Source organism: Acanthopleuribacter pedis, assembly GCF_017377855.1.
Lineage (GTDB): Bacteria > Acidobacteriota > Holophagae > Acanthopleuribacterales > Acanthopleuribacteraceae > Acanthopleuribacter > Acanthopleuribacter pedis.
In genome coordinates this window covers 170649-183475 of record NZ_JAFREP010000006.1, presented here as the reverse complement: position 1 = coordinate 183475, position 12827 = coordinate 170649, and the positions used below count along the sequence as shown (strand labels likewise).

Annotated in this window: 11 protein-coding genes; 5 read left to right on the top strand and 6 right to left on the bottom strand. The window is 58.1% G+C overall.

The window, feature by feature from the left end; all coding sequences use genetic code 11:
• The 4 genes from J3U88_RS08830 to J3U88_RS08815 form a co-directional block, all read right to left on the bottom strand.
• Window positions 1–396 carry a response regulator gene (locus J3U88_RS08830; protein ID WP_207856487.1) on the bottom strand — a complete coding sequence of 132 codons (396 nt, stop codon included), beginning with the start codon at window positions 394–396 and terminating at the stop codon, window positions 1–3.
• Window positions 397–581: 185 nt separating this feature from the next.
• Window positions 582–2231 (bottom strand): fatty acid CoA ligase family protein, encoded by a 1650-nt coding sequence (locus J3U88_RS08825; protein WP_207856486.1) that lies wholly within the window; start codon window positions 2229–2231, stop codon window positions 582–584.
• On the bottom strand, window positions 2228–3133 hold the full coding sequence (locus tag J3U88_RS08820; RefSeq protein ID WP_207856485.1) for an alpha/beta fold hydrolase: 906 nt from the start codon (window positions 3131–3133) through the stop codon (window positions 2228–2230). Before J3U88_RS08820 ends, J3U88_RS08825 begins: the two co-directional genes overlap by 4 nt.
• A 42-nt stretch (window positions 3134–3175) precedes the next feature.
• Window positions 3176–4219, bottom strand: a complete 1044-nt coding sequence (locus tag J3U88_RS08815) for a 3-oxoacyl-ACP synthase III (protein ID WP_207856484.1) — start codon at window positions 4217–4219, stop codon at window positions 3176–3178.
• A 575-nt stretch (window positions 4220–4794) separates the two neighbouring features.
• On the opposite strand from J3U88_RS08815, the gene J3U88_RS08810 reads away from it, so the two are divergent.
• The 3 genes from J3U88_RS08810 to J3U88_RS08800 all read left to right on the top strand — a co-directional run bounded on the left by J3U88_RS08810 (window position 4795) and on the right by J3U88_RS08800 (window position 7637).
• A complete protein-coding gene (locus J3U88_RS08810) occupies window positions 4795–5370 on the top strand; it encodes a YceI family protein (RefSeq protein WP_207856483.1) in 576 nt (191 codons plus the stop codon).
• 11 nt (window positions 5371–5381) lie between these two features.
• Window positions 5382–6347: an aldo/keto reductase gene (locus tag J3U88_RS08805; protein WP_207856482.1), complete on the top strand. Its 966-nt coding sequence runs from the start codon at window positions 5382–5384 to the stop codon at window positions 6345–6347.
• Between the two features lie 78 nt (window positions 6348–6425).
• Window positions 6426–7637, top strand: coding sequence for an alanyl-tRNA editing protein (locus J3U88_RS08800; protein ID WP_207856481.1), 1212 nt, complete (start codon window positions 6426–6428; stop codon window positions 7635–7637).
• Window positions 7638–7734: 97 nt separating this feature from the next.
• Here J3U88_RS08800 and J3U88_RS08795 read toward each other — a convergent pair whose 3' ends face one another.
• A complete protein-coding gene (locus J3U88_RS08795; protein ID WP_207856480.1) occupies window positions 7735–8190 on the bottom strand; it encodes a hypothetical protein in 456 nt (151 codons plus the stop codon).
• A 485-nt stretch (window positions 8191–8675) separates the two neighbouring features.
• On the opposite strand from J3U88_RS08795, the gene J3U88_RS08790 reads away from it, so the two are divergent.
• A complete protein-coding gene (locus tag J3U88_RS08790; protein WP_207858316.1) occupies window positions 8676–9017 on the top strand; it encodes a hypothetical protein in 342 nt (113 codons plus the stop codon).
• A 491-nt stretch (window positions 9018–9508) separates the two neighbouring features.
• Window positions 9509–10207 (top strand): thioesterase II family protein, encoded by a 699-nt coding sequence (locus J3U88_RS08785; RefSeq protein ID WP_207856479.1) that lies wholly within the window; start codon window positions 9509–9511, stop codon window positions 10205–10207.
• A 24-nt stretch (window positions 10208–10231) separates the two neighbouring features.
• Here J3U88_RS08785 and J3U88_RS08780 read toward each other — a convergent pair whose 3' ends face one another.
• The gene (locus J3U88_RS08780; RefSeq protein ID WP_207856478.1) at window positions 10232–12823 is read right to left on the bottom strand and encodes a putative bifunctional diguanylate cyclase/phosphodiesterase; all 2592 of its coding nucleotides are present in this window, start codon (window positions 12821–12823) and stop codon (window positions 10232–10234) included.
• Window positions 12824–12827 lie beyond the last annotated feature (4 nt).

The following is a 12827-nucleotide window of genomic DNA, read 5'->3' as shown; positions in this document are numbered from 1 at the left end:
CTAACCCGCGAGTTGATCGCGCGCCGACTTCAATTCGAGGTAATTGGCGACGCGGGCACGCACCAAATGAGGGCGAATCGGCTTGTAAATAAAATCCATGGCGCCGACGGAAAGCCCCTCCACTTCTACCTCGCGTTCTTGATTAGAGGTCACGAATAAAATGGGAACGGATTGGGTAGCCGGTTTTGCTTTCAGTAATTTACACAGTTCGATACCACTCATGTCCGGCATCATGATGTCGAGCAAAATGAGATCCGGCGGATGGTCCTGCACCATCGCCAAAGCCTGCTCGCCGGAAACGGCAAACCGAATGCGGTAACGATCCTTGAGTACCGCGCTCAGAACCTGAATATTGACAGGCTCGTCGTCGACAATCAGCAGCTCGGGATTGTCCATGGACCATCCTTTTCAAGAGTCTCAGTGCCGAAAAAGCGCTGTGCTTACGAGGCTGCACACCTTCGCCGAAGGGTTCGGATCGATTCTTTTGTGGCAATGGAAGTACCCCCAGTATAGCGCCTCCTCGTGCCTTTTGGTATGACCGATTGTTCATAAAACAAAAAAAACCAATACTATTACACGAACTAAGCGCCGCTCAATTCCGCGCGCAGCTTTTCACGGAAGATCTTCGCGTTGTGACGGATATCCACGGGAAAACCCGGGTGAACGATAAAGCGCTCAATCACCGCGGTATGCTCAAACTGGAGCGCCAGTTCCCGCAATTCCGAAATGATCGCCTGCTCACTTTTTCCCGAGGCGCGGTTGGTTTCCAATTCGAGAAACACCACCGGTTCCTGCGCCGCGGCATCAGCACCCGTGCCGACCAAGGCGCTTCGGTACACATCGGGATGGCTGTTAAACACGCCTTCAACCTGAACGGTGAACAACAGCCGTTGTGCGGTTTGCACCCGGTGCGCCTTGCGCCCGCAAAACCACAGCCGTCCTTGTTCGTCGAAATAACCCAAGTCGCCCATGCGGTGGCGCACCTGATCCCCGTCTTTCATCTTGTGTTCGCGGGTCGCCTGCTCACGGTTGAAATAACGACGGGTCACCACCGGCCCCTTGACCACCACCTCGCCCACTTCACCGGGCGGCAGCGCCAGACGGTCGTCCCAGGTTTCCAACTCGGCGTCGTTGATCGCGATAATGCGGACTTCCATTTCCTCAACCGGAAACCCGACACACACGCCGCGGCCCTGATCGGTGAGGGTTTCGGTTTCCGCCAAAATCACGGCCGACCCGATGTTGCACACGGGCAGTGACTCCGTGGCGCCGTATGGGGTGAACACCTGCACGCCCTCCGGCATCAACCGCGCCATGCGGCGCAGGACGGCGGGACTGACCGGCGCACCGGCGGAGATAACCCGCCTCAACGAGGGACAGGTCACGCCGTTGGCAACGGCATAGCGGCTGACGGTATTCAGCAACGCGGGCGAACCAAACATGTTGGTCACCCCAAAATTCTCAATCGCTTCAAAAATTTTGACGGGATCCACGTCGGCGGGCCGGGTGGCGTCCATGTCGGGGACAATCGCGGTCATGCCCAGGGCGGGCGCAAACAAAGCAAACAACGGAAAGGTCGCCAAATCCACTTCGCCCGGCTGAATCCCGTAGGTTTTGCCGAGCAAGCGCACCTGGCTGTCAAAAATGCCGTGACTGTAGACGGCCCCCTTGGGGGGACCGGTACTGCCGCTGGTGAACAGAATCGCGGCCAAATCCTCGGCGCGGGTATCCGCGGTGGCAAAAGCGCCCTTGTCCCGCACGGCGGCGCACAGGTTCTGCAAGGTTTCCCCACCCCACAGCTTGCGGCCGACCGTCACCAGCTTGCGCACGCGCGGCCAGCGCAACAGCAAACGGGCCACGTGGGCTTTAGGCACCCCGACGAAGGCGTCGGGTTCCGCCTCTTCCAAACATTTTTTTAGGTTTTTCACGCCCATCCCCGGGTCCACAAACACGGGAACGGTGCCCATCTTGAATAAAGCAAAGGTCAGCGCGAAAAAAGCCAAACTGGGTTTGACCATCAACACCACGCGATCACCGCGGCGAATGCCGTACTCGGTCAGCGCCCAAGCGACCCGGTCGCATTCGCGGTCAAGCTGCGCGTAGGTAAAATGGGTGTAGGCGACGCGCCCTTCCCCGTCGCGGGTTTCCGGGAAAACCACCCCGAAGGTGTGGGGTTGTTGGGCCGCTATCTTGGGCAGGTACGCCGCGATGTTGACGAGCGCTTCGCTCATGAGGCGGCCGCGACCTCAAGCGGGTGCTCGGCGAGGAATTGGCGCACCAGTTTGAGAATTTCGTCCGAGGCGTCCTCAAGAATGTAGTGGCCGCCGTCGGGCCAGCGATGCACCTCGGCTTGCGGGAAGGTTTCGGTCCAGCGGTCGAGGAACTCGGTGGAAAACACAAAATCCTTCTCGCCCCAGCAAATCAACATCGGCCGATCCCGGAACTGGGCGGCGTTGCGCTCAACATCCTCACAAATGGCGTAGGCCGGATCACCCGGGGCCAAGGGGATATCTTGCACAAAACGCAGGGTGGCGATGCGGTCGGCCCAATTGCGGTAGGGCGCGGTATAGGCTTTTTTGAGGACGCGCGACAAGGGGCGCCGTTTGCAGCAAATTTGCGCGGCGGTCCAAGAGAAGGCGTTGAAGCCACGCACCAAAAGGGGGCCGAGCGGCGTGTTGCGCACCAGCCACAGTGCGGCGGGAAACGCCTTCTTGGGCGGCAACAAAAAGGCCGAGGTGTTCAGCACAACCAGGCGGCGGATCCGCTCGGGATAGCGGGTGGCGAAGGCCATGCCGATCATCCCACCCCAGTCGTGCAACACCAGGGTGATGTCGCGATGAATGCCAAGGTGGTCCAAAAGGGCTTCCAAGTCGTCCACCCGACTGTTCAAGGTGTATTCGTAACGGTCGTCGCCGGGTTTGTCGGAGAACCCGCAGCCGATGTGATCGGGCACGATGGTGCGGTGATCACTGGATAGTTCCTGAACCAGGTTGCGGTAGTAAAACGACCAGGTGGGATTGCCGTGCAGCATCACCACCGGTAAGCCGCGCCCTTCGTCCACGTAGTGGTAGCGCAGACCGTTGCGGTCTAAATAATGGTGCTCGAAGGGGTACAGGGCGGGATCGATATTCATGCAGCTTCTCTTTGTCTGTTCGTTGGGCGTCGGGCCGGCAGCTTACCACTGGAATCCAAGCATGGTGCAGTTCAAACCCGAACCGATGCCTAGAAAACTCACGCGGTCGCCTTCTTTGAGAAACTCGCGCTCTTCGGCGATGGCTGCCGTGATCGGCACCGAAACCGTGCCGATATTACCCAAAAACGGATAGGTCACGTAATCTTTGTTGTTGGGAATACCCAAAAATTTCAGGATCGCGTTCTGGTGCTCCGAGCCGACCTGGTGGCAAATCACCTTGTCAACGAGGTCCACGGTCCAGTCCAACCGCTTGAGAAAGGCCTTCCAGGTTTTGAGCCCCAAGGCCACCCCGTGTTTTAAAACCGCAACGGAGTCGGTGGACATCATCGGACGGAACCAGTCGGCACCCACTTGCTCGAGCCCCCAGTGACACAAATCGTGGAAACGGGGGTCGGTCAGGGTCACCCCTCCGACCAAACGGCGTCGGGGCTTGTGGGCGAAGGAACCGTCGGTCAACAAAATCGCCACCGCGCCGGAACCACCGGTTAAGGTCGCCAGACCCATTTTGAACAATTCCATGTCGTGGTCTTCAAGCATGCGTTTGATCATGGTTTCGTTGATCTCGCGAGAGGTCTCGCAAGAAACCACCATACCGGCGCGAATCTGGCCCAACTCAATGCGGTTGGCGATGTCGAGAATGCCGTTCAGCGCGCCCAAACAGGCGTTGGAAAGGTCGAAGACGGAGGCTTCCTGGGAAATGCCCAGGTGCGAGGCGATCATACAAGCGGTGGCCGGTTCGAATTGTTCGCGGCACACACCGGTGTACACAAGCGCCCCCAAGTCGGCGGCGTCTATGCCGGCCGCATCGAGCGCGCGTTTGGCGGCCTCGGCGCCGCGATCCGAAAGCGAGTCGTCATCTTTCCACCAGCGGCGTTCCTGCACACCAGTTAGTACTTCCAATTGTCCCATGCTGATATGCAGCGCTTTGTAAACGGGGCGCAAGCGCGCTTCCAGCTCGCGCGAGGAAACGATCACAGGCGGGAGAACATACCGGATGGAATCCACATAAACGCGGGAATATTTCATAACAACTCACATCATCAGGTTGGTGTCACAACGCGACGGGCCTATGCTTCCCGAGGCATTGCTTTGACGGGTTGGGTTAGGTCGCGAATCAGCCGACACGACACGGGCTTCCAAGGTAGCGGCGCAAGCGCATCGCAAAAAGCGCCTGTGTCGCCAAACACCACCCGATTCACGATTCGTGGGGATTGCAATCGGTTGTGTCGGCTCGAGAACCAACCCAAAGCGAGTATTCAAACACAATACGAGGCGACTGGGAAGGTGTCGGGCCGCCTTTTCCCAATCAAAGCCATGTTTTTTTAGAACGCCGTTCCATGTACAACCCCATTCATTTACCGCCCACCCGCGCCCACGCCGCCGCCGCGCGGCCTTCCCATCGCACCACCCCCGCGCCGCCACCTTTTTCAGGACGCCCCAACCCGCCCTTTCCCAACGGGACAGCCGCCCCGACATCGGCCGTTGTCCCCAATCGTGAACCGTGCTTGAATACCACCAACCCGTCGGGTCCCTTCTTGTTTCTCTGTTTCTTCCCCCGACGCTCGATTACCAACCCCTTACGGATCTTGAGGAGCATCATCATGAATCCCCTGAACCAACGGCTTTTTGTTGCCACTGCTTTTGTTTTGTTCAGCTTACCCCTGTGTGCCGGCTGGAAATTGGACGACGGCAAGGTCCATTTTTTTTCTGTTAAGGACAACATCGCCGCCGTGCCCGGGACCTTCGCCGTGACCGGCGGCGCCAAGGATGGTTCCTTCGAGGTGGTCGTTAACCTGGACACTTTGGACACCGCCCTACCGCCGCGGGACACCAATATCAAAACCGCGTTGTTTGAGGTGGCCAGCTTCCCCAAAATGGTCCTGAAAGGCGCCTTTCCCGCCGATCAACTGCCCAAAACCGTCGGCACCACCGCCATGGTCGACTTCAAAGCCAAGCTCCACTACCGCGGCCTCTCTCCTGAAATCACCTTCCCCATGCTGCTGATCCGCACCGACGCCAAAACCGTGCAAGCGGTCACCCCGCGTCCCGTCGCCGTCGGCATGGCCGACCTCGGTCTGACCGGCGCTCCCCTGGAAGCCATGATGAAGTTGTGCGCGCACCAGTCGATCCTGCCGATTGCCTTCGTGTCCTTCAGCGGCACCTGGCAAGCGAACTAGGCGTTTTTTGGATGAAATACGCACCCCTAGGATCAAGCGACATCGCCCTTAGTAAGGTCATCATGGGCACCTGGCAAACGGGCAAACGCATGTGGGTCGGCATTGACGACAACGAATCCATCGCGGCCCTGCGCGCGGCCTTCGACCAGGGCGTCACCAGTTTCGATACCGCGGAAGTGTACGGCAACGGCCACGCCGAACGCATCATCGCCAAGGCACTCGGCAGCCAACGCAAAGAGACGGTCTTGCTCAGCAAGGTTTTTTGCAACCATCTCAAACGCGATCAGGTGTTTGAGGCGTGCCATCGCTCGCTTGAGAACCTGGGCACCGATGTAATCGATCTTTATCAAATCCACTGGCCCGCCGGCACCTTCAACACCCCCTTGGTTCCGATTGAAGAGACGATGTCCGCCCTGGTCGACCTCAAGCAGCAGGGCAAAATCCGCGGCATCGGCGTATCCAATTTCTCGCGTGCCCAACTGGAAGAAGCGCTGCGGTTCGGACCCATCGACAGCGTGCAGCCGCCTTACTCCTTGTTCTGGCGCATGCACGACCGCGAACTGATCCCCTTCTGTCGCGACAAGAACATCGCGGTTTTGGCCTATTCCCCCTTGGCGCAAGGGATTTTGGCGGATAAATTTACCGCCGATCACCAGTTCGAGGAAGGCGATCACCGCGCCCAACACCGGCTGTTCGCACAACCCCACTGGTCTCGTGTCCAAGACGCTCTGGCACAACTTCGCCCCATCGCGGCCGATTTAGGCATCAGCATGGCGCAACTGGCACTGGCCTGGATCACCCATGGCCCCAACCATTTCGCCATCGCCGGTGCACGACGGCCCGATCAAATCACCAACTCGGCGGCGGCCGCCGCGGTCACCCTCGACAACGGCTTATGGCAACAGATTGCCGCAATCGGCGACACCGTTGCGGTCCACCTCGACGACAATCCCAAGCAATGGGCCTTCGCCAACTAACACTGTCCCCGTCGTGGGTCGCTATCACGGCCCGCGCGGTCACCCTCATGGTTGGACGGACCCGGAAAGGTTACTCCTATGGCGCACTTTTGTGAACCCTGTTACCTCGATCCTACCGCCGATTGGCGGCAACCTTTTGAAACACGTGTCGCGGGCCTTGAACCCTTCGCGGACCGGCCGGCGCTTCAGTTCGACCGTACCTTCTTCTACCCGGAGGGCGGCGGCCAACTCGGCGACGCGGGCACGGTCCGGTTCGGCGCGGAAGAACGCACCGTGGTCGACACCCAAATCGACGACAACGGAACCCTCTACCACATCTTGAATGAAGCGGCACCCGCCGACTGGTTGGGACAAACCCTATCCGCCCAGGTCAACGCCGAACACCGACGCGACATGATGCGCGCCCATTCCGGGCAACACCTGCTCTCCGCGGCGTTTCACCACACCGCCGGACTGGAGACCAAATCCGCACGGCTCGGTAAACGCACCATTTCCATCGACCTGGAAGCCCCCGATGTCAACGAAAAATCCATCGCGGCGGCGGTCGAGCAGGCCAACCGTTGGGTGCTCGCCAACCATCCGATTCGCGTCCACAACCCGGATCCCGACCAATTGGCGGCCATGCCGCTGCGCCGTCCCCCCAAGGTCACCGGCAACATTCGCGTGCTGGAAATCGACAGCGTCGACTTCACCCCTTGCGGCGGCACCCATTGCAGCGCAACCGGCGAAATTGGGGCGATTCACGTGGTGGCCAAAGAGAAGATCAAAAAGCTGGTGCGCATCCATTTCCATTGCGGTCTGCGAACCCTGGCCCACTTGGACCAACGCGAGGCGATCCTCACCGCGGCGTCCAACCACTTACAATGCGCCGTGCCTGAGTTGGCCGATCAGGTGCAACGGCTGCAGCAGGAAAGCCGCGCCTTACGCCAAGAACTGGGGAAAGCACGCACCGAGGCGGCCCGTTACGAGGCGGAACAGCTGCATCAAACCCAGCCGGCCCGCGAGGGGGAAACCACCTTCATCCGCGTGGAAAGCGCGGACATCGACAGCGCCCGGAAACTGGCCGACTTGCTCACGGCCAGGCCCGACGTGGTTGCCATGGTGAAAACCAAAGTGGCGGACGACGGTTTCTGTCGCATCGTCGTAGCACGGGGTAGCCAGGCCGAATTCGACGCGGGCGCTTGGTTCCGCGGCGAAGGCAAAAGCTTGGGTGCTCGGGGCGGCGGTCGCCCGCAAAAAGCGGAAGGAAAAATCCCCGAGACGGTCGCGGTCGACAATTTGGCCAAGTAGACCGCGCTGCTTAGGTTAAATTCTTAAACACGATCCATAAAGTAACAAAGGTTGAGTCGGTGACTCAACCTTTGTTTGGTGGCAGGCAGGAGATGTTCTACAAATCAAAGAGATTAGGAACGTCCTGTTTTTTGCTCACTTTTTTACCAGCTTTCGAACTTTTCTGTTTCTTTTGCTGAGAGCGAGCATTTTTCAGGGAATGACGGACTTTCCCCAGATAGATATTAAAAAGGTGGTCCCGATTCAAGAATGGAATGACAGGACGTGCGCGAACCCCAATTTTTCCTTGTAGCGCGAGCAAACCCCGGTGGTCGGGACTCACCTTTAAACCTTCGACAATCGCCTGGTGGGCACCGCGGCGGTTGTCGCGAAGTAGGTAAATTCGCGCTAAGTTAAAGAAATTATCGGCGTCGTAGAAGGCGTTTTCCACGCCCAATTGCGCCATGTTCAGGCCTTCCCATAGTTTGTTTTCACGCAAAGCCATTGCATAACCGAGATAGGAAAACGCACTGGACGGCAAGGCGGAGCGATCACCCAGCATTGCCTGGTTCAAACAAACCAATCCTTCATCCCAATGACCACGCTTACAGAGATCAATGCCCTCACGGGCGGCGTCGGAAAAATCGATTTCCTGTCGTGACATATTGCTCTCCAACGTAAGATGATCGATGAAACGATAACGGTTTTCAACCGATCAGACTCTTAGAGCCTGTCATTCAATATAGGTGATCCAGTAAATTATTCCAATGAAGCATCTAATAAAAGGCGAGTTTTGTCACGAATAAGCCTCAATTTCAGGAAGGGTTCTGACGTCACGCCTTTCGGAAGCGAGCATAAACCCATTTTCTTATCGAACTAGGGCTCTGAACCGGCGTTCCCTAGCGGGGAACGCACACCGCCATTTGGGGACCACCACTCAGTTAAAACTGTGAGCCGGCGGCGAACCACGACCGGCAACACTGAAGGTGTTTTGGATTTCAGCCCAGGGCAAAGGGTTGTGGCACAACCGTTTGCTCTGGGTCCCCAGGGGTTCCCGTCGTGCAGGCCGCTGAAGGCGCCGGCCAAACAAAAACCAACCGAACCCAATGGATCAACACCATCTACACCCAACCGAACCCAATGGAGCAACACCATCCAAAACCAACCGAACCCAATGGATCAACACCATCCAAAACCAACCGAACCCAATGGATCAACACCATCCAAAACCAACCGAACCCAATGGATCAACACCATCCAAAACCAACCGAACCCAATGGATCAACACCATCCAAAACCAACCGAACCCAATGGATCAACACCATCCAAAACCAACCGAACCCAACAAACCAAAACCACCGAAAAACCGATCCTGCCTCCATGAACCGCCGCGGGGCATGAACCCCAGGCGCCTCTGGTGTCAACGCCTTCAGCGTTTTCCTGTCCGTAAACCCCCGAGACCCAGGGTGCGACCATTTTCAATGGTCGTACCCGGGGCTGACCTATTGCCCTCCTTCAGAGGGCGTCCAGGGTGGCGAGGCGAAGCCTCGCATTCATTCAAAGCATGGTCCGTGGATGGGGTGGTGCGGCCCGCTCCGGTGCACGCACACGCCTCGGCGTGTGCTGAAGTGGCACGCCGGGTCGACAATGGTCCAAAGAGGGTGTTGCGGTGTGATTACATGTTGGTGGCACAACCCTTGGCGCGGCACCGCCAAACCGAAAATCTACCCAACCCCAAACCACACCCATTGACACCAACCGCGGCACCAACGATCTTTTCAGCGGAAAGGGTCGCACCGGGTCCGGGGATCAGGTTAAAATTTGCGCTTCGACGACGGGCCGCGGCACGGCGGGCTCCACCAAAACCACCAACCTGGGAGTGAATCCTCGCTATGAACCAACCCATGACCCTTTTGGCTTTTCCTTTTGCAGGCGGCAATCGCTTTTCCTACCGCGAAATCATTGACCAGCTCCCCGGCGATATTCACGTTCACGCCTTTGATTACCCCGGTCACGGCAGCCGTTTTAAAGAACGACCCCTCGACGACCTCGCCGCCGTCACCGACGACGCCCTCGCCCAGGTTCAAGCCTACCTCAAACCGCCCTATGCCTTGTTCGGCCACAGCATGGGCGCCCAAGTTGCCTTTCTGCTCATGCACCGCATCCTCGCGCTGGGCTTACCCGCGCCGCGCAAGTTAATTGTTACCGGGCGCAAGGCCCCTGAACACTGGCATCGCGAGGAACACATCCACGGCCTGTCCAAGGACGCTTTTTTTGCCAAGGTCGAGGCGCTGGGCGGCTTACCACCGGCCTTCCTCGCCAATCCCGAACTGCGTGATTTGTTTGAACCCATCCTGCGCGCTGATTTTAAAGCGATTGAATTGTTTCCCACCAACCGCGGCCCCTATCCGGTCAACCTGCCGATCATTTCCATCACCGGCACCGAGGAAGCCATGACCGACGATGAAATTCAGCACTGGCAACACGAAACCACCAAACCCCTGGTGGTGCATCGCATCGAAGGCGGCCACTTCTTCCTGTTCAAACAACGTGCGCCATTTTGTCAATTGCTTGCCGACCTGTTGCGTTAGCCGGCATTGCTTTCAAGAGCAAGTTTAGGAAAGGCTGGGCCCCACCGCTTGCGTGAGTTTGCTAAACAAGGCCACCGTTTCCCGTTTGTACAGTGCCGCGGTTGCTTGATCCCGGGTCAGCGGTTGGTTGAATAAGTAGCCCTGCACCAAATGGCAGTGTTTGTCCCATAAATACAGAAGCTGGGCCTCATTTTCGATGCCCTCCGCGACCACACTCAATCCCAACTGATCCGCCATGGCCAGGATCGCCGCCGTAATGGCCGCGTTTTCCTGATTCTCGGGGATGTCTTTGACAAACGAGCGATCTATTTTCAACGAGTTCAGCGGGAAACGGTGCAGGTAACTCAGCGAAGAGTAGCCGGTCCCAAAATCATCGATCATGATTTGGACGCCGATATCTCGGAGCGACTGGAGCATGGCCACATTGGCCGCCACGTTCTCCATCAAAATGCTTTCGGTAAGTTCCAGTTTCAGCAGTTCGGGCGGTAACCCGGTACGTGCCAGCACCCCGCGGATTACGCCGTTGAGATCCTGATGGTAAAACTGCTGCGCTGAGACATTGACCGAGACGCTCAGTTGGTCAAAACCCATTTGATGCCAAGCCGAAAGCTGGGTGCAGGCCTGTTCCAAGGCCCACTGACCGACCTCGACGATGGTGCCCATGTCCTCGGCCATGCTAATGAAGCGATCCGGGGGAATCATGCCGTGACGACCGTGGTCCCAGCGCAACAGCGATTCAAAGGCCGCGATCTCACCCGTTTCCAAGCTGACAATCGGCTGGTAGAACATGTGGAATTCGCCCCGTTCCAGCGCACGCCGCAGATCCGTTTCCAGGGCCAAGGTCCCGGGTGTGTGGGTTTGCATGGACTTCTCGAAAAAGACCACGCGGCCTTTTCCCATCGATTTGGCGCGGTACATGGCCACATCGGCGTCGCGGATCAGTTCCTCCGCGCTGGGGTAATCCGAGCGCCACACCGCGATCCCGAAACAGGCCGATATGTACACCTCGTGGCCGTCTAATTCGAAGGGCACCGCCAAGGCGTCGAGCATCGCCTGAGCAAAATCCTCGGCCTCACGGTCCCCTTCCAAATCCTCCAACAGCACCAGAAACTCATCGCCTCCCACGCGCGCAAAGGTATCGATCCGCCGCACGCAATTTTGCAAACGTTCGCTGACAGCCACCAACAATTTGTCCCCGAGCAGGTGGCCCAGAGAATCGTTGACCGGTTTGAAGCGGTCGAGGTCGAGCGCCAACAGGGCAAAACGTTCTTCCGGATGGCGTTTGATGCGCTCGACCGCGTGGGCCAAACGATCCATCAATAAGCCGCGATTGGGCAGCCCGGTCAGGCCGTCGTGGGCCGCATCGTGTTTCAACTGTTTTTCCGCATGGCTGCGTCCCAGGAAATTGGCCAGCATGGCGCCGACCGTGCGCACGATGCGTTTGTCGTCTTCACCCCAATACCGACAGCCGGTTAAATCGGCAATCCCGATGTAACCCCAACTACCGCGCTCCTTGGCCGCAACCGGCATCAGCAGCAAGGCACGGAGACCCAGCGCTTCCATAAAGGCCGCCGCCGGCTCCATGCCCTTTTCCAGGTCGGTGCAATTGTCAACCACGATTTTCCGGCGCCGCACGATGCGTTCGTGTAAGCGGGGGAACCGGGTCAGGTCTAACTCAACGGGATCGGGAACGGTCACCGCGACGTCGGGACAAGTCCACTCCAGGATTTTGCTAACGCTTTTGTCCTGCTGGTTAAAAATACCGACAAAGGCGAGATGGGTCCCGGTCACCTCGCCCAGAAGCCGCACCGCTTGGCGCAAGTCGGGATAGTGAATGGTGGAAAACAGGTTGGAAATACGCGCCACCGCCTCTTCAATCATCAAACTCTGGCGCAACTTCTCTTCCACATGACCCCGCTCCCCCACCTCCTCTTCCAACCGTTTATTCACCTGGCAAATCTCTTGAAAACGGTTTTCGAGGGCCATGTGGGCATGGGTCAGGGCCAAACTCTTGCGGTTGAACTGTTCACCGTAGCGATAGGCGGCAAAACCCCCAAACAACAACACCGCCAATACCGACAAAATGGAATGGAACCGTGCCGATTCCGTCTCGGCGCTGATCCAGGCCATGCGCTCTGAAAATGCCGCGGCGCGCCGCGTGCGAAACGCCGAAACCCGATCAATCAAACCATCGGCAAGGGCGTCCAGTTCGGCCCGGCGCGGGTCGGCGGGGTCGATTTCGGTCGTACGACGATCCGACAGCCATTCCATCCCGTGGCGGGCAAAGGTGGAGGCTTCTTTGTGAATCTGAAACACATCGCGATCCCGCGCCGCCAACTCGAGGCGCGCAAAAGCTTCCTCCACGGCGAGAATCCGGGCACGGGCATCCATTAAACGCTGGTCGTCAACCGGCTCGGGGTTCACAAAATGATCGTGCAACGCGCGCAGGCGCTGCTCCATTTGGTAGGTCTGTTCCAACACCTGAAAACGCGGATCGTTTAATTGCTCGATGTGGCGGCCGTTCTGATAGGCAACGCGGGCATGCCAAAGCGTGACCAGCAACGCCGGCACCAACACCAAAAAAAATCCTAGGAACAAGTCCTTGCGCGATCTCATAACC